This is a genomic window from Candidatus Alistipes pullistercoris (assembly GCF_027665465.1).
GTDB lineage: Bacteria > Bacteroidota > Bacteroidia > Bacteroidales > Rikenellaceae > Alistipes_A > Alistipes_A hominis.
In genome coordinates, this window is record NZ_JAQDED010000011.1 from 1 (window position 1) to 23,480 (window position 23,480).

A 23,480-nucleotide genomic window follows, 5' to 3' on the forward strand; every position below is an offset into this window, starting at 1 on the left:
CTGCCGCTAGCGTTTATCCTGAGCCAGGATCAAACTCTCCATTGTAAAAAATTTAAATCATTAGAGTCCTGACTACTTGAATTTCCTGAAATAATTTAGGAATTGATAAATACTACATTTACTTGTTTTTCTCAAATATTACCAATAATTCAAAGAACCTGTTTCATGTTGCGAAAAGTTCGCAAAGACCGCTAAAAAAATCGCTCTGATTTTAAGAGCGAATCGGACTGCAAAGATACGGCGGATTTTTAAATTTCCAAATGTTTCTTTGCAAAATTTGCAAATTTTATTTTCGACAACCTTTTGAAAGAACTGCTTTACTTTCGTTTAGCGGGTGCAAATGTAGAGACTTTTTTTTATCCTGCAAATTTTATCCGATCTTTTTTTGTTTTTTTTATTCATGCATTCATCTCATCCGTCCATTTCAATACATATAAAAATCTGTATTATTGTATATTAACTACAATTATCAATCCTTCAAATATTCATCTTTTTTAAATTTCATTCTTTCTCAAAGGTCTGCATTCTTTTAAAGCGAATCGTCAATAGAGATCATTGGAATATTCAATCTCCAACCGATAAATACTTAATCGGAATCGATCAAACATCTGGCAATACAAATCAAATAGGCAACTTCGCTCTTTTAGTATTTAAGGTATATATAGACATTATATTAATCGAACTATTACCTTTACAATATTTATAACATTTGCATTTAGTCGAATGATAAGTTTTGCAAAGAAATACGGTATAACACCCGTTATCATGACTGAATATCCGGATTTTCACTTGTTCAAGAAAAACAGCAGATCCTACAATATCGAAAGATGGCCTTGTTACAGCATAACGGAAGTATCCAAATTAGACGAATTAAATACACCCTATTGTTTTGTTCTTAATCCGGATATGACAATGAGTGCTGTTTTCATTCCAGAAAAAGCACTTCCATCGGTCACCAGTCTTTACTTGCAGGGAATTCTCGACCGTTTCTTTACAGTTGACCAAAACAATTGACAAACCGTTGCACTGCACCCAAAAGAACATTTAAGGAATCTTCATTGAAACAACAATTATTCCCTCATCCATGAATAAGGCCTCTGTTTTTACAGAGGCCTTATTCATCTAAAAGAGAGAAACATCAATAACTCCTGGCAAAAAGGACGCGGCGGTGCGAAGGCTTTCCGCTGACGATGCAGACTCCCTCTTCGGCGGGGGCGTCGACCGGAATGCACCGGATCGTCGCTTTCGTCTCGTTCTTGATGCGCTCTTCCGTTTCGGGCGAGCCGTCCCAATGGGCCAGGATAAAGCCGCCTTTGTCGTCGAGCACCCGTTTGAACTCGTCGTACGTGTCGACCCGCGTAATCATACCGTCGCGGAATTTCAGCGCTTTATCATAAATATTCTGCTGTATCTCGCCGAGAAGCCGTTCGACGGCATCTTCCAGCCCTTGTTGCGGAACGGTCGCTTTTTCGAGCGTATCGCGGCGAACCAGTTCGATCGTACCGCCGGCAAAGTCGCGCGGCCCCATCGCCAGGCGAACGGGTACGCCTTTCAACTCGTATTCCGCGAATTTGAAACCGGTGCGGACATTGTCCCGCGCATCGATTTTAACGCTGATTCCCCGTTTTTTCAGTTCGGCGGCAATCTCGTCCAGCCGGGCCAATATCTGCGCCAGCTCTTCGGAGCCTTTGTAAATAGGGATCATCACGACCTGTATCGGAGCCAGCTTCGGCGGCAGCACGAGCCCGTTATTGTCGGAGTGCGCCATGATCAGGGCCCCCATCAAACGGGTCGAAACGCCCCACGAGGTCGCCCACACATAATCGAGCTTACCCTCCTTATTGGTAAACTGCACGTCGAACGCTTTTGCGAAATTCTGTCCGAGGAAGTGCGACGTTCCGCTTTGCAGCGCTTTCCCGTCCTGCATCAGCGCCTCGATCGTCAGCGTGTCGTCGGCCCCGGCGAAACGTTCGCTGTCGCTCTTGTGCCCCACGATCACCGGCAGCCCCATCCACTTTTCGGCAAATTCCTTGTAGACGCCGATCATTTTTTTCGCTTCGGCCATCGCTTCCTCCCGGGTTTCGTGCGCCGTATGCCCCTCCTGCCACAGGAACTCGGCCGTCCGCAGGAACAGGCGCGTACGCATCTCCCAACGCACCACGTTAGCCCACTGGTTGCAAAGAATCGGCAGGTCGCGGTACGACTGAATCCAATTTTTATAGGTATTCCAGATAATGGTCTCGGAGGTCGGGCGGACGATCAGCTCCTCCTCGAGCCTGGCATCGGGATCGACGATCACGCCCTTGCCGTCGGGATCGTTTTTCAGCCGGTAATGGGTCACCACGGCGCACTCCTTGGCAAACCCCTCGACATGATGCGCCTCCTTGCTGAAAAACGACTTCGGGATAAACAGCGGGAAATAAGCGTTTTCATGCCCAGTATCTTTGAACATCTGATCCAGCGCACGCTGCATCTTTTCCCAGATCGCATAACCATACGGTTTGATCACCATACATCCGCGAACTGCCGAATTCTCGGCCAGTCCCGCTTTTACCACCAGATCGTTATACCACTGCGAATAGTTTTCGTCCCGTGATGTCAACTCTTTCAGCTCTTTTGCCATATCAAACTACTTTTCAGTCTTAAAATACTTCGGTTTGTGAATTTACAAAGGTATAGTATTTTTCCAAAAATCGTAAAAATTGAATATCTTTGGCAACGAGGCCGGATCGGTTTTTCCCTGGAAAAAGGAAAAACATTCGACCCGCGCCACGCAACGTTCGGAGGGCGCAGATGCATCTTTTAAAAACGGCGCGCGCGCCCTCCGGAACCGTGAAATTTATTTCCGGAGCAATAACTTTCGGGTATAATTTTCGTTATACCTATATATGATGGAATGCGGCGGCGGCGAAAAGGCCGCCATTCCGCGAAACAGAAAAAATAGAGTGCCATGAAAAGCCGAAAATTAATAACCGTATTGGGCAGCGTGGTCGTTGCCACGCTGCTGGGAGGATGCAGTGCAACCGTCTATTCGAGCACTTCATCCGCTGCCACCGACGATTTATACGTAACGCACAACCGGAAAGCGATCGCCGCCGAGAAGCAGCAGCGTCTCATCCGGCAGCAGGAAGCGCAGCGCGCCGCGGAAGAGGCCGAACGGGCCCGCCGCGAGGAAGTGGCCCGGGCCGTATCCGAACTGAACGACCGACAAGAGGACGAATCGCGCAGCAGCTTGATCGCGGGCGGTTACGGCGGAGATTCTTACGCAAGCCGTCTGAAAAGTCTCGGTTCGCTGAGCGACGACAGGCAGAGCGACGTCCAAAACGAAAATGCCAACACCTCGGGACGCTATGCCTCCGCCTACGATCCGGCCTATTACGACGTGACGGTACTCGGCGACCAGGTGCTCGTAGAACCCAAATACGCCCCCTCCTTGTACGGCGACTGGGGAACAGCCAACGTAAACATCAATCTCGGACTGTGGGGATGGAGCTCCCCCGCATGGAACTGGAGCAGCCCGTGGTGGTGGGGATGGAGCCCGTCGTGGAGTTGGTATTCGGGATACTACCCTTATAACAGTTGGAACTGGGGATGGAATTGGGGATGGAACAGTTGGAACGGCTGGTACGGAGGATGGTACGGCGGCTGGTATCCGCCCTATTACGGAGGATGGTACGGCCCGCATCATCACTGGGGATACGATTATTACCCTAAATACAATAATAAGAACACGGTTTGGAACCGTCCGAGAACCGGAACGGGCGGCACGGTATCTTCCGCAGGGCGGGGGTCGTCGGGACCCAGCTACCGCCGGGGAGGAACCACTTCATCGACCTACCGGCCCGGAACGACTACCGGCTCGTCGCTGAACGGCGGCTCGTCGTACCGCCGGGGCGGTACGACCTCGAGCGGCAGTTCGATCGGCAGCACCGGTTCGGGAACGTCTTCGGGCAGTTCGTCCTACCGGCGCGGCGGAACCGCATCGGGGCCGACTACCACCGTAAGCCCGTCGGTTAACAACAATTCGGGATCGTCGTACCGGCGCGGAAGCACCGCTCCCTCTTCGGGCAGCAGCTACTCGCCGAGCACCGGGTCCGGCTACCGGGGCGGAGGAGGAGGATACACCGGCGGCGGACAATCGTCGGGCGGCGGCGCAAGCTATCGGAGATAATCTTCGGCCGGCTTCCGGCAACGACAAACCTCGAACACGAAACTCAACATCGAATTAATCAAAGAACGAATTATGAAAAAAAACAAATTCGTCACGCTATGCGTCATCGCGGCGCTTCCGTTCGCAACGGCGACCGCCCAGACTCCGGGCGACCTACTGAATCTATCCCAGTACAACTATTCATTCGGAACGGCACGCAGCGCGGCGCTCGGCGGAGCTTTCACATCGCTCGGCGCGGATCTCTCTTCGATGAACATCAATCCGGCAGGTCTGGGAATCTACCGGGGATCGGAAGTCGGCATATCGCCGTCGCTGACCTGGAGTAACATGGAAAGCGGCTTTCAGGGACGGAGCAACGACTATTCGCGCACCCGGTTTTCGCTGGGCAATGTCGGGGCAGCGCTGAACCTCTACCAGGGAACAGGCGCGCTGACCAGCTTCACGCTGGGCGTAGGTTATACGAAACTGGCCGATTTCAATACCACGTCGGCAGCTTACGGACAAGGGATCGGACAGTCGATGACCGAAGTATTCGCGGAAGATATCCGCGGAGTCAGCGAATCGACGCTGCGAATGACTCCCGAAGACCCGATCAGTCCGTTCCAGAGCCTCGCTATCGGACAATGGGGTGGAATTCTGGCCTACAACACCTATGTGCTCGACCCGGTAGGCGACAACTATTACGCCCCGTGGAACAACCTTTCGAAAGACGCGCGGATCAACCCGTCGCTGTACAACATCAACAAGGGAAGTATCGGCGAATACGACATCTCCGGCGGATTCAACTTCCAGAATATCCTCTACCTCGGATTTACGGTCGGGATTCAGGATATTTACTTCCGGAACGAAAACAATTACAGCGAAACTTACAGCAACAATACGCTGCCGCTGAATCGCCTGAATTACATCCGGACGCTGCGTCAGGACGGCACCGGCGTGAATTTCAAGTTCGGGGCCATCCTCCGTCCGGTCGACAACCTGCGGATCGGCGTGGCCGTCCATACGCCGACCTACGTCAGCATGAACGAGGAGTACACCGAATACATGTCGGCGGAATTCAACACCCAGCAAAACTGGCAGGAGAGCCCGTACGCTCCCAACCAGTACAACATCAACACCCCCACGCGGCTGCTCACGGGTATTTCGTTCACGCTCCCGGGCGTAGGGCTGATCACGGCCGATTACGAACGGGTATGGTACGACAACATGAAGATCCGAAACATGAACGGAAACAACTGGGAATTCGAACAGGATCTCAACCAGGACATCAAGTCGTTCTTTCAGCCGGCGAACAACTTCCGGGTGGGCGTCGAGGCGACTCCGCTGAAAAACTTCTACGTGCGGGTCGGCTATGCCAATTACGGGGAGTGCATCCGGACGAAGGACGCCTTCATCAACCAGGCGAACGTCCGTTCTTACGAGAACTATTCGGCCGGCTTGGGATTCCGTTTCCAGAATTTCTACCTGGACGCGACCTATATTTACACCGCGTACAAATACGCTCCCTACCAGATGTTCTACTTCTACGACGATAAAGATAAATACACCATCCAGTCGGGAGCCGTCGATACCAAGCAGAACCGCAACACGATCACCCTGTCGGCGGGACTCAAGTTCTAAACGCCGTCCCCGTTATACGACACTCCCGGAACCGTTCGTAACGCGTTCCGGGAGTGTTTCGTTTCATATCTCCACCAGGTTGTGCTTGATCGCATAGACGACCAGGTTCGCCGTATTCCGGCATCCGGTTTTAGCCAGGATATTCGACCGATGCTTATCGACAGTGCGTTTCGAAATAAACAGCGCATCGGCGATCTCGTTGTTCGACTCGCCGCGGCAGATGTGCAGCAGGATCTCCGACTCGCGTTGCGAAAGCTGTTCGGGACTATCCTCCGGCACCGACGACGGAGTCGATTTGAGGTTGCTTACCAGATTGAACAACAGCTCCTGCGAGAAAAAACTTCCTCCGTCGACCACCGTTTCGATCGCGGCTACGACGTCCTTGATTTCTGAATTTTTCAGAATAAAACCTTTCACGCCGAGCGACACCATTTTGAAATAGTAATCCTCGTCGCCGTACATCGAGAGCGTGATAATCCGCAGGTCGGGCCAACGTTTCAGCGCTTCTTCGGCGGCCACAATGCCGTTCATTTTCGGCATCTCGATATCCAACAGCACGACGTCCGGAGTTTCGCGCCCCAGCAGTTCGAGCAACTCGCAACCGTCGGAAGCCTCCCCGGTCACTTCGAAATTCCGGATGCCCGACAACAACGTCTTGAGTCCGTTGCGGAACAGCGTATGATCGTCCGCCAACACTATTTTACAAGTTCTTTCCATAACCGTCCTTTTTTACACATGCACCTCGACCACCGCATTCATTCCGCGGCCGGGCGTGCTTTTCAACGCGAAATCGCCTTTCAGCGAACTGACCCGAGACTGAATGTTAGCGATTCCCATTCCTTTCTGTTCGACCTTCGCTACGTCGAACCCGCATCCGTTATCGCGGTAATCGAGCCGCAGCACGCCGTCGGCGTAAACCAGCGAAACGGTAGCGACCGAGGCCCCGGAGTGTTTCAGGCTGTTGTTAATCAACTCGCACACGATCCGGTACAGGATCACTTCGATATCCATATCGAAACGTTCCGTCCGCAGGTTCGTCGAAAAATTGATCCGCATCGCGCCGCGCGGCAGCCTATTGATGAAATTCGAGATCGCCCGCGATAACCCGAAATCGTTCAGGATATGCGGGCTGAGATTGACCGAGATCTCGCGCAGGCTGCGGATCGCTTCGTCGATCACGTAGTTGGCATTGCGCAGTATCTCGCGGTTGCGTTCATCCGTATCGCCGGACGAAAGCGCCGAAATAGACATCTTTGCGGACGAAAGCAACGGCCCCAATCCGTCGTGCAGATCTTTCGAAAAACGCTGCCGTTCTTTTTCCTCGGTACGCAACACGGTGTTCAGTATCCGCCGTTCGCTGATCCGCCGCTGACGCTCGGCACGGGCGATGTAATTGAAAATTTTCTGCACCAGGAGCATCCCGACCGCGAAACAGAGCGAAGTAACGATCCCTGTCCAGATAAAGAACTCCGACGGCAACCGCCACTCCTTCAGATCGGTGATCTGAACGTACTCCCCGAGACGCAGAAACGCCATGCAGGTCAGCGCGACCGTAAACAACATCCACGACAGGTTGTATTTGGTACGGCGCGTCAGCCCGATAGCGACGATCGCCGCAATGATTTGCAGGATGACGGATATGATCAGCAGTATCTCTTTAACCATTGCAGAATAGCCGTTTAACAGTGGAACGGAGTTCGAATATTTTGTAAATATACAAAATTTTCAGATTAACCGTCCCCGCCGCTGGCGAAGCGTCCTGTCCCGGCTGCCGAAAACAACTATCCGCCCGGCGGGGACGGGAACGACAAAACGGGGAACCAGCCTGCTGGTTCCCCGTCGTATAGAATCTTTCGTATCCGAAAAGCTATCCGGACTATTTGGCCACCACTCTTTTCTTCTCTTTGATACGGGCTTTTTTACCGGTCAGTTCGCGCAGGTAGTAAATACGCGCACGGCGAACGACACCCACTTTATTCACCTCGATACGGTCGATATGCGGCGAGTAAACCGGGAAAATACGTTCCACGCCAATACCGTCCGAAATTTTACGAATCGTGAACATCTTCGTAATACCGCTGCCCTTGATCTGAATGACCGTGCCGCGGAAACTCTGGAGACGTTCCTTGTTACCCTCGACAATCTTGTAGGTCACGGTAATCGTGTCGCCGCTTTTGAACGAGGGAACTTCCGGCTTCACCCACATCGAATCCTGGGCGATCTTGATTAAATTATCCATCTCTTTTCAATTAAATTTATAGTGGGAATATTGCGGGCCCCTACGTCCTCGCAAGAGATTCCTGCACTTTGGGAGGGCAAAGATAACGCTTTCCGTTGAAAAAACAATATTTTGCACTCGAAACCCGTGATATTTTCGAACTTTCAGGGAATTCCGGACGGACGATCCGCGCCGTCCGGCCGGAAAATACCGCTGCAATTCGTTAGCAGTTCAATGCGGCTCCCGCCTTGAACCACTTGATTTGCTGTTCGTTGTAAGTATGATTGGCTTCGAACGACTCGGACGTTCCGTCGCTGTGGCGCAGCGTAACGGTCATCCGGCTGCCCGGCGCAAACGTTTTCAGGCCGGTCACTTCGATCCGGTCGTCCTCGCGGATGCGGTCGTAATCGGCCGGATCGGCGAACGTCAGCGCCAGCATACCCTGTTTTTTCAGGTTCGTTTCATGGATTCGCGCGAACGACTTGACAAGCACGACCTTCACATTCAGGAAGCGCGGTTCGAGCGCGGCATGTTCGCGCGACGATCCCTCGCCGTAGTTCTCCTCGGCCACGACGATCGAACCGATCCCCTTCGCCTTATACTTTTTGGCCACAGACGACACGCCGTCGTAACTGCCGTCCAGCGTATTGAGCACCGAATTGGTCTGTCCGTTGAATTTATTGACGGCTCCCATCAGCAGGTTGTCCGAAATGTTTTCGAGGTGTCCCCGGAAGCGCAGCCACGGCCCCGCCATCGAGATATGGTCGGTCGTGCACTTGCCGGACGCCTTGATCAGCAGCCGCAAATCGGTAAAGTCGTTCCCGTCCCACGCGGCAAAAGGCTCCAGCCGTTGCAGGCGATTCGAACCGGCGGCGATCGCCACCTCGCCGGAAGCGTGCGGATCGGGCGCGACGTACCCGTTGTCTTTCACGTCGAACCCGGAGGCGGGCAACTCGTCCCCTTTCGGTTCGTCGAGCATCACGGACTGTCCGGCAGCATTTTGCAGCGTGTCCTTCATCGGATTGAACGTCAGGTCGCCGGCGATGGTCAGCGCCATCACCAGTTCGGGCGAAGCCACGAAAGCGTGCGTATTCGGATTGCCGTCGGCCCGCTTCGCAAAGTTCCGGTTGAACGACGTCACGATCGAGTTCGGACGCGTGTTGTCCGGCTCGTGCCGCGCCCACTGCCCGATGCACGGACCGCAAGCATTGGCCATCACGGTGCCGCCCGCCTCAAGCAGCGACTGCAAGATTCCGTCGCGTTCGGCCGTATAGCGCACCTGCTCCGAACCCGGATTGATCAGCAGCTTCGCTTTCGTCTCCAGCTTTTTGGCGGCCGCTTGACGCGCCACCGAAGCGGCGCGGCTCAGATCCTGGTACGAAGAGTTCGTACACGATCCGATCAAGCCGACTTCCATCCGCTGCGGGATCCCTTTTTCGCGCACCCAGGCGCCGAATTCGGAGATCGTATGCGCGGCATCGGGCGTAAAAGGCCCGTTGATATAGGGTTCCAACGACGACAGGTCGATTTCGATCACCCGGTCGTAATATTTTTCCGGCTCGGCGGCCGTTTCGGCGTCGGCGCGCAGCGAACCGGCTATGCCGTCGGCCAGCGCGGCCACTTCTTCGCGTCCGGTAGCGCGCAGGTAGCGCGCCATCGACTCGTCATAGGCGAACAGCGAAGTGGTGGCCCCCACCTCGGCGCCCATATTGCAGATCGTCGCCTTGCCGGTCGCAGACAGCGAAGCCGCCCCGTCGCCGAAATATTCCAGAATCGCATTGGTTCCGCCCTTGACGGTCAGTATCCCGGCCAGTTTCAGGATCACGTCTTTCGGCGAAGCCCAGCCGCTGAGCCGCCCGGTCAGTTTCACGCCGATGATCTTCGGCATTTTCAGCTCCCACGGCATCCCTGCCATCACGTCCACCGCATCGGCCCCGCCGACGCCGATAGCTACCATGCCGAGCCCGCCGGCGTTCGGCGTATGCGAATCCGTCCCGATCATCATGCCGCCCGGAAAAGCGTAGTTTTCCAACACGACCTGATGAATGATACCGGCCCCGGCTTTCCAGAAACCGAGCCCGTAGCGATTGGCCACGCTTTTGAGAAAATCGTACACCTCGCGGTTCGAATCGTTGGCGGTAGACACATCGGAAGCGGCCCCCCGGTCGGCCTGAATCAGGTGGTCGCAGTGCACCGACGCCGGAACGGCCGAACGGTCGCGGCCGGCGTTCATAAACTGCAACAGCGCCATCTGCGCCGTGGCATCCTGCATCGCCACGCGATCCGGACGGAAATTCACGTAATCGACCCCTCTGCGGAACGCTTTCGCATCCGACGCATCGTACAGGTGCGCATAGAGGATTTTCTCCGCCAGCGTCAGCGACGTTCCTTTCACTTTCCGGGCCTGCTCCACCCTGGCGGCGAACGAGCCGTAAACTTTCCGAATCAACTCAATGTCAAATACCATTTTCTCTATATTTATTAAATTACCCTGCTTTTCGATACGGGCATAAAAACGCAAAACGGAAATTCTCCCGTTTTGCAAAGATAATCAATTTATCAAAAAGAGTCCCCGCTCCCGACGGATTTATCGGCTCTGCGGAACGGTCATTTCGCGATCTGCCCGGCCGTGTGCCTGAGTATCTCGGCCCGTTTCCGGTCGCGGGCTTCCGAAACGAAAGCGATCAGCCCATCCGGGTCGTCGCAACTGACGATGTAGGTATCCTCGTAAATATCCTCGATCAGCACCAGGTTGTTCCGCTCCGCCGCATAGACCTTGTACAGCGTCCACTCCCGGAAGCTGAAATAGTAGCCGTAATATCCCCAGAACCCGTAGCTGCCGAGCAACGGCCACAGCCGGCGGAATTCGCTGCGTTCGATCCGCCGGATCAGTTCGATATCCTCGATGTGAATCCGCGTCAGGTCGACGATGCAATGGATCTCGAGCGCCGCGTCGTCCAGCAGGATGTAACGCGGAATGGACAGGATGTACAGCGTGATGATGCAGACGACGAAAAAGAGTCCCCAGGCCGGCAGGTAATCGCCTCCCAGGACGAAATGAAACCAAACGAACAGCCCGGCGAGAATCAACAACAGGGCCGCCGTAATCCGCCGGCAGCGCCGGTCGTAGCGGTATTTATATTTTTTTTCCATCGGTACTTCCTCCCTAAGACGGCTGGCGATTATCCTTTCCCGGCCGCGTTTCTGCGTTCCTCCCTTTTTTTGTCGTTGCGCTCTTTCTCCCGTTCGGCCCGGCCGGCTACCATACATAGGAAAACGGCGAAAACGGCCGCAGCCACGCCGGATTCGACCAGCATCGACTGCATGTTTTTGCCGCTGTGGAACGCCCATGTTTCCGCCCCGTACGTAATCGCGAAAATCACGACGAAAAAAAGCGCGGCGTACAAAAGAAAATTCAGAACCACTTTCATAACGAATCACCTATTTCGGTCATCGATCCAATACGTTTTACGAACGTTTCCGGCGACGATCTTATTTTACATCAAATGTGAAAAAACGATTTTCCGACGAAAAAACTACGCCCCGAAATACTCCTTAAGATACGTATGGAAATTTTTCAGCGTTTCGTCCATCGACACGTACGATTTGCCGCCGGCGGCGTTACGGTGTCCCCCGCCGTCGAAATAACGGCGCGCGAACACGTTGACGTCCACGTCGCTGCCCCGCGAACGGAGCGACACCCGGATGCTGTGCTTCGTCTGGATAAACATCGCCGACATGCGGATACCCCGGATCGACAGCGGATAATTGACGAATCCCTCGCTGTCGCCCTGTATGAAGTTGAAGCGCCGCATCTCCTCCTCGGTCAGGGACACGTACGCCACGCCGTACCGATAGTCGGTCACCATCTTGTCGTTCAGCATGTACCCGAGCAGCCGCATCCGTCCCTCCGAAAAATTGTCGTACACGCTGCTGTTGACGTACGGCACGTTCACTCCGCGGTCGATCAGCACCGCTACGGTCCGGAACAGATCGGAAGTCAGGTTGCTGAAACTGAAATTGCCGGTATCGGTCATGATGCCGACATACAGCGCCTCGGCCATCGCCTGGTCGATCGCATCGGTTCCGGCCAGCGCCTCGATCAGCTGATAGACGATATAGGAAGTCGAACAGGAGTGCGTATCGGAAAACTGCACCGTATAACCGTCCACCGGCGGATGCAGGTGATGGTCGATCAGTACGCGCTGGGCCGTCGTATTGGCCGTCGCCGTATCGGTCACCCGGTCGAGCCGGTTGATCTGATTGAAATCCATGCAAAAGATCACGTCCGCCTCGCCGATGAACTTCGCCATCTCCCCGTCCGCATCCTCCTTGAAAACCCCGATATACCCGATATCGGTCATCCATTCGAGAAAATAAGGGTACCGGTTCGGCGCGATGCAGCGCGTCGTATGCCCCAGACGTTCGAGATACGCGCGCCACGCCAGCGCGGCGCCGATCGTATCGCCGTCCGGATTGGTATGTGAAAGAAGCGCCATTTTTTTGGGAGCGCCGCCCAATATCTCCCGCAGTTGATCCAGTTTCTGTTCCGTAATTACCATAAAAATTTTTCTTTTTTTAATCGAACGGCCCGTCCGTTCCTCCCGGAGCCGTAAATATCATCCCCCGTATCCTTCCTTCCGGCTGCGGTTCGCCCGCCGGCGTATAAGGCCCGCGCAGCAGGTCGTCCGCCTTCGACGTCGCGGCGACCGGCGACCCGGCTATGTCCGCCAAGGCATACTGCAATACGAACTCGTCCGGATCGCCCAATTCGAGCATCTGATCCTGATTATCGTCGTCGTCCGCCGGATAATCGGGATCGAAACCGTCCGCGTAATCCGATTCGTAATCGCGGTTGAAAGCCCGGCCGGTAATCGGACGTAAAACGATCCCGTAAACGTTCGACCGGATCTCCGACGATCCTACGTTTTTTCCTTCCGTCGTCGTTCCCACCACCTTCACCGGCATATACGGCCGCAGGTTGTTGATCACCAACTCGCTCGACGAAGCCGTCCACGGGCCGGTCAGCACATAAAGCCGGGCGAGATTCAGGTTGCAGCCGCCCACCTCGCCTTCCGGCAGGAACCGCAGCACCGTCTCGCCGTACAGCGCATGCAGGTCGTCGTTGAAACGTTCGATGCAGAAAACCTGTCCCAGCGCGCTCTGCGGCGCGATCATGCTGCACAGCAACCGACAAGTATTGACGTAACCGCCGCCGTTATAACGAAGATCCAGCACCAGTTCGTTGATATGCTGTCGTTTGAAATCGGTGAATACCGCTTTGAGTTGTTCGTCGTACCGCCCGTCCGACGCCCCGGCAGGCTCCGACAGGAATTCGTTGTATACGAGATAACCGATCCGCCGGGAACCGCGTACGATCAGCGTATCGGTCAGTACCGGAGAGACGTCCAGCGTTTCGGCGGCGTCCATCGAAACGGATTTCTCGTAAACGGTTTGATAAATTTCGAACCCGCCCTGCATCGTTTTTTCCATCCGCTCCACCCACAGCGTGACCGCTCCGCCCCGCCGCAGTACCGACGTGTTGTTCGACCCGATCGGTTTTCCGTCGACCAGACAGATCCAGTCCCCGCGCCGTATTCCGGCTCTATCGGCGGGCGATCCCTTCACCACGAACTGCACCCGGGCCGCCACATACGTTCTGGAATAGTCGGTATAATAGCACTTGTATTCGATCCCGTAAGTGGCGACCTTGCCCGAAACGGCCGTTTTCGACGTTCCGCTACGCTCCATAGACGAGTAAAAATAGTTATCCGTCCCGGTATGTTTCCCGTCGTTGTCGGTCGGACGCGAGGACAACAGTCCGGTGAAAAAGTTTTCGCACGACTGGTTGTAATCGGGAGTTATCGTCTTCGTATAATCGTTATAGAGGTACTGCCGGATCATCTGCGAATAGATCCAGCGGTTGGCGGCGGCATCCGTAGCAGGATCGGACGCTCCCCCTTCCGAAGGGCCTTTGGCACAGGATATCAGCGCCAAACCCGCCAGCACGGCAAACCACCCTTTCAGTCCGTTCATAACTCCGGTTTTAATCCGACAATTCCGTCCCCGGACGCCGACCGCCCGAAGGCAGCCTGATCCGGCATTTTACAAAAATAGTAAATTATCGGCAGATCGTCGCAAAAAATCACTTTTCCTTTCGCCCGTAATAACGACACCACGGAGTCAGGCCGCACTGATCGCATTTGGGTCTACGGGCCTGGCATACGTAACGCCCGTGCAGGATCAGCCAGTGGTGCGCGATCGGGAGCAATTCGGGGGGAATATGTGCCGTCAGCTGATGCTCGGTCTGCAACGGCGTTTTGGCCCCCGTGGTCAGCCCCAACCGGTCGGACACCCGGAACACGTGCGTGTCCACCGGCATCACGGCCTCGTTGAAAACGACGATCCCGATCACGTTGGCCGTCTTGCGCCCCACGCCCGGCAATCGCTGCAACTGATCGAGGTCGGACGGCACCTCTCCGCCGAACTCCGACACCAGCATCCGCGCCATGCCGGCCAGGTTTTTCGCCTTGTTGTTCGGATAAGAAATACTTTTGATATAAGGATAGATCTCCTCGGGCGTCGCTTCGGCCATGCGTTGCGGGGTCGGGAAACGCTCGAACAGCGCCGGAGTAGTCATGTTGACCCGTTTGTCGGTGCACTGCGCCGACAGGATGACCGCCACCAGCAATTGGTACGGGTCTTTGTAGCGCAATTCGCTCTCGGCGACGGGCATATTCTGCTGAAACCATTCCAGGATTCGGGCGTATCGTTCAGTCAGTCTCATGGCAAATCGATTTTAAATAATTCGAAACCGGATAGATTATTCTATGACAATGACAAAGTTACAATATTTTTCCAAGGATCGGAACGAGGATCGCCGTAGCCAGCCCCATCAACCCGATGGCCAACCCGCTGATAGCCCCCTCGACGGCCCCCAGTTCCATCGCGCGGGCCGTTCCGAGCGCATGAGCCGCCGCGCCCATCGCCAGTCCTTTGGCGATCCGGCTTTCGACGCCGACCCGGCGGAGCACCCACGGCCCGACGATGCCGCCGAACACGCCGACCACGATTACCGCCACGGACGTCAGGGCCGGAATCCCGCCCGAGTTGGCCGACACCGACAGCGCGATCGCCGTCGTAACCGACTTCGGTTCGAGCGAAGCGACTACGGCTGGCTCGGCCCCCATCCAACGGGCGATCAACGCGACGCTGACGATCCCCACGGCGCTGCCGACCAGGATCGCCACGACGATCGAAATCACGTTCCCCCGGATGTTGTAAATCTGATCGTGCAGGATATACCCGAGCGCGACGACCGACAATCCCAACAGAAAATCGATCACCTGCGTCTGCCGCATGTAATGCTCGTATTCGATCCCGCTCAGCCGCAAAAAGGCGATCAGCACGACGATCGAAACGAAAATCGGATGCAACAGCGCCCAGTTGACCTTGCGGCGCAACCACATCGCGCCGATGTAAACGCCGACGGTCAGCGTCAGCAAGAACACCTGCGAATCAGCGATCTCCTTTATCATCATCTTCTTTTTTAGACCGTTTTTTCGACTCCAGTTTCTGCTCCACCAGCCCGACCACCGCGATCACCAGCACCGTGCTGACCAACGAAGCCACGATGATGGCCAGCATGTAGCGGCTCAGCAACGTGTAGGACGTGATCAGTCCGACGCCGACCGGAATAAAGAACAACATCATGTTGTCGAGCAGGAACATCGACACCTTTTTCACATGCCCCGGACGCACCCACTTCAGCGACAGCGCACAGAAAAGCAGGATCATCCCGATCACGCTGCCCGGAACGAAATTCCCGATCAGGGCCGCGACGAAGCATCCCAGCAGATAAAACAACAAAATCAGAAATATACCGTACATTTTCAGGAACTAGTCTAAATAAAAATACAATACGCAGAAACCTTTCGGTCGACTTTCATCCGCCTTACCCATTCCATACCGTCCGACGGCCGGCACAGGCCGGACGCGACCCGTCACCCCCGCCGCAACGGGGTCAACTTCGCGAACCGCCGGAGCAGCGTTTTCCGTCCCGCTCCGTCGAACTCGACCGTAATTTTCACGTCGCCCGACCACTCCTCGACCTGCGTCACGCGTCCCGTTCCGAATTTGTCGTGCCGCACCAACATTCCGACCTCGAACTCGTCTCCCGCGCCGGCACTTTCCGCCGGACGGGGAGCGGACGGAATCCGCTGCTCCGGTTCGACCTGCGGGCGGCTGCCCACGCTGCGGAAACGGCTGTCGGGCACGACCGGCGACATCTCCCGGACAGGAGCCGCCGCATGTCGAAACCCTCCCTGCGCAGGACGTTCGGACGAACGTTCCCCGCGGGACTGCTCCCGGCCGGAATAATACGTCCGGGCGTTCCCCGTATAATCCTTGCGCCCGGCTTCCTGTTTCCGGTAACCGCCCCGGCCGCCGTATGCCGTCCGCACCGGAGCGTCGTTCCCTCCTTCCGGCGCCGACAGGTCGTCGGCGTCGAACTGGATGTCGAGAAACTTCGGGTCGATCTCGCCGAGAAAACGGCTGGGCCGGCAAAAAGTCATTTCGCCCCATTTAAAACGCGACTCGGCGAACGAGAGCACCGCTCCCCGTTTGGCCCGCGTCAACGCCACGTAAAACAGCCGGCGCTCCTCTTCGAGCCCCTCCTCGTTGCCGAGGCTCATCATGCTCGGGAACAAGTTCTCTTCCAGTCCCGCCACGTACACGTATTCGAACTCAAGCCCTTTGGCGCCATGCACCGTCATCATCGTCACTTTGTTGCGCTCTTCGGGCTTCTCGTTGTCCATATCGGTCAGCAGCGCAACGTTTTGCAGCCATTCGTCGAGCGTCACGCGCGCCTGCGCGTCGTCGCCCGATTCGGCCGCGATCCGCTTTTGTTCGTCGGTATAGGCCCTGACCGAGTTGATCAGCTCTTCGATATTTTCCAGCGCGCTGACCGCTTCCGGGGTCTGCTGCATTTTGTAGGTTCCGATAATTCCGGAACGGACGGCGATTTCCAGACCGAGCTCGTAAGCTTCGGCCGTGGCCCGCATACCGGACAACTCGCCGATCATCCCCGCAAAAGCGGTCACTTTTTTACCGGCGGCCCCTTTCATCTCCATATCGTCCGACGAAAGCGTGCTGACCGCTTCCCACAGGCTCAGATTCCGTTCCGCCGCGGCTGCCGCAATCCGGTTCACCGTCACGTCGCCGATCCCGCGCGCCGGGGTGTTGATTACCCGGCGGAACGCCTCGTCGTCTTTCGGGTTCACGACCAAGCGCACGTAAGCCAGCAAATCCTTGATCTCCTTGCGTTGGTAGAACGACACGCCGCCGTAGATTTTATAGGGAATGTTTCGCCCGCGGAGCGACTCCTCGAGCGAGCGCGACTGCGCATTGGTACGGTACAGAATCGCTATCTCGCTGTAAGAAAGATCCTTTTCTCGCACCGTCGAAGCGATGTCGCCGGCAATCAGGATCGCCTCCTCCTTATCGGTATAGGCCTTGATCACCTTGATTTTTTCGCCCTGCTCGGCAGTCGAGAAGGAGCGTTTGCGGATCTGCTTCGTATTTTTTTCGATGATACTGTTCGCCGCATCGACGATCGTCTGCGTCGAACGGTAATTCTGTTCGAGCTTGAAAATCCGCGCATCCGGAAAGTCGTTGCGGAACCGCAGGATGTTTTCGATCTTCGCTCCGCGAAACGAGTAGATGCTCTGCGCATCGTCGCCGACGACGCAGACGTTCGAATGCTGCTCGGCCAACCGCCGGATAATCACGTACTGCGCGAAATTGGTATCCTGATACTCATCGACCAGAATGTAGCGGAACTGCGCCTGGTAGCGGGCCAGCACGTCCGGAAAATCTTTGAACAGGATATTCGTATTGAGCAGCAGGTCGTCGAAATCCATCGCCCCGTTCTGCCTGCATTTCTGCACGTAGAGTTTATAAATATCGACGAACTGCGGTCGGCGGCGTTCCCGGTCTTCGGCCTGCAACGAAGCGTTCGCCTCGTAAGCGCCCGGCGTGATCAGGTTGTTCTTCGCCAGCGAGATCCGGGCGGCGATATCGCCGGGCTTGTAAGTCTCGTCGCTGAGATTCATCTCGCGGATGATCTGCTTGACCAGGTTGCGGGCGTCCGACGCGTCGTAGATCGTGTAGGAAGAGGGATAGCCCAGCTTGTCGGCCTCGGCGCGCAGGATGCGCGAGAACAGCGAGTGGAACGTTCCCATCCAGATCCGGCGAGTGGCCTGCGGCGACAGCAACTGCCCGATCCGTTCGCGCATCTCGGCCGCCGCTTTGTTCGTGAAAGTCAGCGCGAGGATCGTATCGGGGGCTACGCCCTGTTCGAGCATATAGGCGATGCGGCAGGTCAACACGCGGGTTTTGCCGGAACCGGCCCCGGCCACGATCAGCGACGGACACCGGAAGTTGACGACGGCCTCGCGCTGCGCATCGTTCAGTTTTTGGATATATTCAGACACAACGATCGACATTATTAACGCCGCAAAGGTAAGCATTAGAATCCGGAAATTTTCGCAAAAACGTCCCTTCGGAGAGCAAATCCCTCCGGCGGACGGCGCGCAAACGACCGCCGAAACGGATAACGGTCTGAAATTTGGCACAAGAGGGCATAAATTAAAAATTTTACAATAAATTTGCGTGTCAATCGTTTAAATCAATGCCCGAAACAGAGAACGGCATACGGATTATACGTAATTTTTCAAGATATGAGTGAAGTAATCAATATCAAGGAACTCAACGAGCGGATCGAGCGCGAAAGCGTCTTCGTCGATACGCTGAACCTGGAGATGAGCAAGGTGATCGTCGGCCAGAAACACCTGGTTGACACGCTGCTGATCGGCCTGCTGTCGAACGGCCACATCCTGTTGGAAGGCGTCCCGGGACTGGCCAAGACGCTGGCCATCACGACGCTGGCGCAGGCCGTGAACGCCCACTTCAGCCGCATCCAGTTCACCCCCGACCTGTTGCCGGCCGACCTGATCGGTACGCTGATATACAGCCAGAAGACCGAAGAGTTTTCGGTGAAGAAGGGGCCGATCTTCGCCAACTTCATCCTGGCCGACGAAATCAACCGCTCCCCGGCCAAAGTGCAGAGCGCGCTGCTCGAAGCAATGCAGGAGCGTCAGGTTACCATCGGGGACACGACCTACAAACTGCCGGAACCGTTCCTCGTACTGGCCACGCAGAACCCGCTCGAACAGGAAGGCACCTACCCGTTGCCCGAAGCGCAGGTCGACCGTTTCATGCTGAAAGCGCGGATCACCTATCCGAAGAAACAAGAAGAACGCGACATCATGCGACTGAACATGCTGGGCGGCGGGCTGCCCAAACCGAACCGGGTCATCGCGCCGGAAGACATTCTGAAAGCCCGCGAGGTGGTCAGCGACGTCTATATGGACGAAAAAATCGAGAAATACATCGTAGACATCATCTTCGCCACGCGCGAACCGTCTGAATACAACATGGCGAGGCTCGCTTCGCTGATCAGCTACGGCGGCTCGCCGCGCGCGAGCATTTCGCTGGCGAAGGCGGCCAAAAGCTACGCCTTCATCAAGCGGCGCGGCTACGTGATCCCCGAGGACGTGCGCGCCGTATGCCACGACGTGCTGCGGCACCGTATCGGACTGACCTACGAAGCTGAGGCCGAAAACGTCTCCACCGAAGAGATCGTCACCGAAATCCTCAACAACGTCGAAGTACCTTAGTCCGTAAACCGTCATGGAGAGCAGCAGCGATATTCTCAAACAGGTCCGCAGGATCGAGATCAAGACGCGGGGGCTGAGCAACGATATCTTCGCCGGCAAATACCACAGCGCTTTCAAAGGGCGCGGTATGGCCTTCAGCGAAGTGCGCGAATACCGCGTGGGCGACGACGTCCGCGATATCGACTGGAACGTCACCGCCCGCAGCCGCCAGCCGCACATCAAGATCTACGAGGAAGAGCGCGAGCTGACGATGATGCTGTTGATCGACGTCAGCGGTTCGCGCATGTTCGGCACGACCGAAAAGCTCAAGAAAAACACGATCACCGAGATCGCCGCCGTGCTGGCCTTTTCCGCCGCGCAGAACAACGACAAGGTGGGCTGCATCTTCTTCAGCGACCGCGTCGAAAAGTTCATCCCGCCGAAAAAGGGCCGCGCGCACGTATTGATGATCATCAAGGAGTTGATCAGCTTCATGCCCGAGAATAACGGCACGGACATTTCCGAAGGGCTGCGCTACCTGACCAATATCCTGAAAAAACGTTCGACGGCCTTCGTACTGTCCGACTTCATGGACACGGCCGACGGTCGCGCCCGGTTCGAAGACGCGCTGAAAATCGCCTCCGGCAAACACGACATGGTCGGAATCCGGGTTTACGACCGCCGCGAACAGCAGCTTCCGGATGTGGGAATCCTCGAACTGAAAGACGCCGAGACGGGCGAAAAAGTGTGGGTCGACACGGCTTCGCGCGCCGTCCGCGACGCCTACGCCCGTAACTGGGAACAGACCAGCGCGCTGATCGATTCGTCGTTGAAACGCTGCCGGGTCGACAACGTGAAGATCGCGACGGGAGAAGACTATGTCACGTCATTGATGAAACTCTTTAAACGCCGGTAACCGGCGCCAAGCTGACAAACCGTATGTTTTACGTTAAAAAAATATTCACCGTAGCTCTGCTGCTGATCGCAGGTTCGCTGTCCGCACAACCGAAAACGCCGTCCGTCGAGGCGCGGTTCTCGGCCGACTCGGTGTTGATCGGCGACCAGTTCCGGCTCGACATCGAGGTCGACAAGGACGTGATGGAGGTCGTCGAATTCCCCGTTTTCGACAGAGGACATCTGGGCGGCGATTCGACCGACATCGAAATACTCGCCGAAGGACCCGTCGATACGTTGAAAACCGACGGACGCCGGATTACGCTGAAAAAATCCTACTTGCTGACCTGTTTCGAAGAGGCCGACTACCGTATCGGAAAGTTCCCGGTGCTTTACATCAATAAAAACATAATCGACACGTTGTGGTCGATGGATTCGCTGCGGATTTTCGTCAATACGCTGTCGGTCGACACGGCCACGCAGACGATCCACGACGTCAAGCTCCCGCTCGAAGTTCCCGTCCGGTTCGGCGAATACGGCGGCTACTTGCTGACGGGTCTGCTCGGGGCCGCGCTGATCGCCCTGGTCGTCTTCCTGCTCGTCAAACGGTTCCGCGGCAAACGGCAGTCCGGCGGCAAACGCGTCCCGGCCGAACCGCCGCACGTAACGGCGATCCGGCAGCTCGAAAAACTGCACTCGCAGAAACTATGGCAAAGCGGGAAACAAAAAGCCTATTACACCGGCATCACCGACATCCTGCGCGAATACCTGAGCACCCGTTACCCGGTCAAAGCGCTGGAAATGACTTCGCAAGAGATCTTGGACAGGATGATCCGCGAATCCTTACCGGAGAAATCGATCAAGCGGCTCAAAGACATCCTGATCACCGCCGATTTCGTAAAATTCGCCAAATTCACACCGGATGCGGATCAGAACGAAACGGTCTACACGGACGCTTACTATTTCATCGAAGAGACCAAAGCGGTCGAGGTGGAACAGCCCGCCGCCGAGATCGAACCGATCAAAACCGAGGAAAAGAAGGAGGACGACGCATGATACGCCATACGATCATAACCTGTCTGCTGCTATTGGCGGCCGGGATGGCGGCGGGACAGAAATACCCCGAACGCCGCGACATCCGTTCGGGCAACAAATTTTACGGGAAAGCGGAGTACTCCGAAGCCGAGATCTCCTACCGCAAAGCGCTGGAAAAACAGCCCGATTCCTACGAAGCGAACTTCAACCTGGCCGACGCGCTGTACAAACAGAAACGTTACGACGAAGCGGCCGGACTGAACGAACAACTGGCTGCCGACTCGGCCCGTCTGGACAACGCGGCTTCGGCCTATTTCAACCAGGGAAACGCCCTGTTCCAGCAGCGCAAACTGCAGGAAGCCCTCGAAGCGTACAAAAACTCGCTGCGGTTGAATCCGGCCGATATGGAAGCAAAGTTCAACTACGCCTACACAAAAAAACTGCTCGACAAAGACAAAAACGATCAGAACAAGAACGATCAAAACAAGGACCAGAACAAGGACAACCGGAACGACCAAAATAAAAACGATAAAAACGATCCGAACCAAAATCCGGATAAAGACCAAAACAAAGACAATCCGGATAATAATCAAAACGGCAACGATCCCGACAAACAGGATCAGCAGCCTCCGTCCGGCGGACAGCAACCGCCGCAGGGGAGCATGAGCCGCGAAGAAGCCGAGCGGATGCTCGACGCCGTCCAGGGTAGCGAGGACAAGACAAAGAAGAAAGTGGACGAAAAGAAGGCGGTGACCGTCGGAAACTCGGGAAAAAACTGGTAGGGCCGTCCGGTGAAAAAATCTGTTTAAATCAGCAATCGACGTGGTGGACATAACAAAATTCGCGAATCCCAAATTATTATGGCTGTTGCTGCTGCTGCTGCCGATGGTCGCCTATTACATCTACCGGATGCGGCAGGGGAAGGCTACGATGCGGATATCGACCGTAGCCGGCGTACGGCGGCTTCCGCACGGGCCCAAATACTACCTGCAGCACCTGCCGTTCGTTCTGAGATGCCTGGCGACGGCGCTGCTGATCGTGGCGCTGGCCCGCCCGCAAAGCACATCGAAAAACACCAGCAGCTCGACCGAGGGGATCGACATCGTGCTGGCGCTCGACATCTCCGGCAGTATGCTGGCAAGGGATTTCCAGCCCGACCGGATCTCGGCCGCGAAAGAGATGGCCGCCAATTTCATCATGGACCGTCCGAACGACCGGATCGGCCTGGTGGTATTCGCCGGCGAAAGCTTTACGCAGAGTCCGCTGACCACCGACAAAGCCTCGCTGGTCAATATCCTCGGCACCGTCAAAAGCGGCATCATCGAAGACGGCACGGCAATCGGCAACGGGCTCGGCACAGCGGTCAACCGGCTGCGCGAGAGCTCGGCCAAAAGCAAGGTGGTGATCCTGCTCACGGACGGCGTCAACAACAGCGGGCAGATCGCTCCGCTGACCGCGGCCGATATCGCCCAAACGCTCGGCATCCGTGTCTACACGATCGGCGTCGGCAGCGAAGGGACGGCTCCATACCCGGCGCTCGACATGTGGGGCAACATCAGCTACGTACCGATGAAAGTCGAGATCGACGAAAAAATGCTGACCCAAATCGCCGAAAAAACGGGCGGCAAATATTTCCGGGCGACCGACAACAACAAACTGCGCGACATCTACGAAGAGATCAACCAAATGGAAAAAAGCCGCGTGGAGGTGGAAAACGTCACCCGTTATTACGAACGGTTCGCCCTTTTCGCGCTGGCCGCGCTCGCGTTGCTGGTTTGCGAAATGTTGATCCGTAAACTGTGGCTGCGCCAGATTCCGTAAAACC

The 23,480-nt window shown here is 55.8% G+C and carries 20 protein-coding genes; 7 read left to right on the forward strand and 13 right to left on the reverse strand.

Annotation, left to right across the window (positions count from 1 at the left end; all coding sequences use genetic code 11):
* Positions 1 to 1,138: 1,138 nt before the first annotated feature.
* Entirely contained in the window at positions 1,139 to 2,623 is a 1,485-nt protein-coding gene (gene proS, locus PGR91_RS12095) for a proline--tRNA ligase (protein WP_055203223.1), read from the reverse strand.
* A gap of 327 nt (positions 2,624 to 2,950) precedes the next feature.
* Here proS and PGR91_RS12100 point away from each other — a divergent pair, with 327 nt between their 5' ends.
* Together PGR91_RS12100 and PGR91_RS12105 are read left to right on the forward strand one after the other, a co-directional pair.
* A complete protein-coding gene (locus PGR91_RS12100; RefSeq protein ID WP_125147128.1) occupies positions 2,951 to 4,171 on the forward strand; it encodes a hypothetical protein in 1,221 nt (406 codons plus the stop codon).
* Positions 4,172 to 4,243: 72 nt separating this feature from the next.
* Positions 4,244 to 5,791: a hypothetical protein gene (locus tag PGR91_RS12105; RefSeq protein ID WP_055203218.1), complete on the forward strand. Its 1,548-nt coding sequence runs from the start codon at positions 4,244 to 4,246 to the stop codon at positions 5,789 to 5,791.
* 63 nt (positions 5,792 to 5,854) lie between these two features.
* On the opposite strand, the gene PGR91_RS12110 is transcribed toward PGR91_RS12105, so the two are convergent.
* The 12 genes from PGR91_RS12110 to PGR91_RS12165 form a co-directional block, all read right to left on the reverse strand.
* Complete coding sequence (locus PGR91_RS12110; RefSeq protein ID WP_101573658.1) at positions 5,855 to 6,508, reverse strand: response regulator; 654 nt, start codon at positions 6,506 to 6,508, stop codon at positions 5,855 to 5,857.
* Between the two features lie 12 nt (positions 6,509 to 6,520).
* Complete coding sequence (locus tag PGR91_RS12115; protein WP_055203215.1) at positions 6,521 to 7,456, reverse strand: sensor histidine kinase; 936 nt, start codon at positions 7,454 to 7,456, stop codon at positions 6,521 to 6,523.
* 211 nt (positions 7,457 to 7,667) lie between these two features.
* Positions 7,668 to 8,030 (reverse strand): 50S ribosomal protein L19, encoded by a 363-nt coding sequence (rplS, locus tag PGR91_RS12120; protein WP_055203213.1) that lies wholly within the window; start codon positions 8,028 to 8,030, stop codon positions 7,668 to 7,670.
* Between the two features lie 202 nt (positions 8,031 to 8,232).
* Positions 8,233 to 10,476, reverse strand: a complete 2,244-nt coding sequence (locus tag PGR91_RS12125) for an aconitate hydratase (RefSeq protein WP_101573459.1) — start codon at positions 10,474 to 10,476, stop codon at positions 8,233 to 8,235.
* Between the two features lie 140 nt (positions 10,477 to 10,616).
* Positions 10,617 to 11,162 carry a PH domain-containing protein gene (locus tag PGR91_RS12130; protein WP_055203209.1) on the reverse strand — a complete coding sequence of 182 codons (546 nt, stop codon included), beginning with the start codon at positions 11,160 to 11,162 and terminating at the stop codon, positions 10,617 to 10,619.
* A 29-nt stretch (positions 11,163 to 11,191) separates the two neighbouring features.
* Positions 11,192 to 11,440, reverse strand: a complete 249-nt coding sequence (locus tag PGR91_RS12135; RefSeq protein WP_055203208.1) for a hypothetical protein — start codon at positions 11,438 to 11,440, stop codon at positions 11,192 to 11,194.
* A gap of 105 nt (positions 11,441 to 11,545) precedes the next feature.
* The gene (locus PGR91_RS12140) at positions 11,546 to 12,571 is read right to left on the reverse strand and encodes a DHH family phosphoesterase (protein ID WP_118657178.1); all 1,026 of its coding nucleotides are present in this window, start codon (positions 12,569 to 12,571) and stop codon (positions 11,546 to 11,548) included.
* A 16-nt stretch (positions 12,572 to 12,587) separates the two neighbouring features.
* The gene (locus PGR91_RS12145) at positions 12,588 to 14,045 is read right to left on the reverse strand and encodes a S41 family peptidase (protein WP_118657179.1); all 1,458 of its coding nucleotides are present in this window, start codon (positions 14,043 to 14,045) and stop codon (positions 12,588 to 12,590) included.
* A gap of 109 nt (positions 14,046 to 14,154) precedes the next feature.
* On the reverse strand, positions 14,155 to 14,796 hold the full coding sequence (gene nth, locus PGR91_RS12150) for an endonuclease III (RefSeq protein WP_118657180.1): 642 nt from the start codon (positions 14,794 to 14,796) through the stop codon (positions 14,155 to 14,157).
* 58 nt (positions 14,797 to 14,854) lie between these two features.
* On the reverse strand, positions 14,855 to 15,544 hold the full coding sequence (locus PGR91_RS12155) for an LrgB family protein (RefSeq protein WP_101573660.1): 690 nt from the start codon (positions 15,542 to 15,544) through the stop codon (positions 14,855 to 14,857).
* Positions 15,528 to 15,899, reverse strand: coding sequence for a CidA/LrgA family protein (locus PGR91_RS12160; protein ID WP_055203200.1), 372 nt, complete (start codon positions 15,897 to 15,899; stop codon positions 15,528 to 15,530). The genes PGR91_RS12155 and PGR91_RS12160 overlap by 17 nt, the downstream gene beginning before the upstream one ends.
* A gap of 113 nt (positions 15,900 to 16,012) precedes the next feature.
* Positions 16,013 to 18,502, reverse strand: a complete 2,490-nt coding sequence (locus PGR91_RS12165; RefSeq protein ID WP_118657233.1) for an ATP-dependent helicase — start codon at positions 18,500 to 18,502, stop codon at positions 16,013 to 16,015.
* Positions 18,503 to 18,748: 246 nt separating this feature from the next.
* Between PGR91_RS12165 and PGR91_RS12170 the strand changes: the two genes are divergently transcribed.
* From PGR91_RS12170 to PGR91_RS12190, 5 genes are read left to right on the forward strand one after another with little or no spacing between them, the layout of a single operon-like run.
* Positions 18,749 to 19,747, forward strand: a complete 999-nt coding sequence (locus tag PGR91_RS12170; protein ID WP_055203198.1) for an AAA family ATPase — start codon at positions 18,749 to 18,751, stop codon at positions 19,745 to 19,747.
* A gap of 13 nt (positions 19,748 to 19,760) precedes the next feature.
* Positions 19,761 to 20,642, forward strand: coding sequence for a DUF58 domain-containing protein (locus PGR91_RS12175; RefSeq protein WP_118657181.1), 882 nt, complete (start codon positions 19,761 to 19,763; stop codon positions 20,640 to 20,642).
* Positions 20,643 to 20,665: 23 nt separating this feature from the next.
* Positions 20,666 to 21,676, forward strand: coding sequence for a hypothetical protein (locus tag PGR91_RS12180; protein ID WP_101573467.1), 1,011 nt, complete (start codon positions 20,666 to 20,668; stop codon positions 21,674 to 21,676).
* The gene (locus PGR91_RS12185) at positions 21,673 to 22,437 is read left to right on the forward strand and encodes a tetratricopeptide repeat protein (RefSeq protein ID WP_118657182.1); all 765 of its coding nucleotides are present in this window, start codon (positions 21,673 to 21,675) and stop codon (positions 22,435 to 22,437) included. The genes PGR91_RS12180 and PGR91_RS12185 overlap by 4 nt, the downstream gene beginning before the upstream one ends.
* A 43-nt stretch (positions 22,438 to 22,480) precedes the next feature.
* Positions 22,481 to 23,476: a vWA domain-containing protein gene (locus tag PGR91_RS12190; protein WP_101573469.1), complete on the forward strand. Its 996-nt coding sequence runs from the start codon at positions 22,481 to 22,483 to the stop codon at positions 23,474 to 23,476.
* The last annotated feature ends 4 nt before the right edge of the window (positions 23,477 to 23,480 follow it).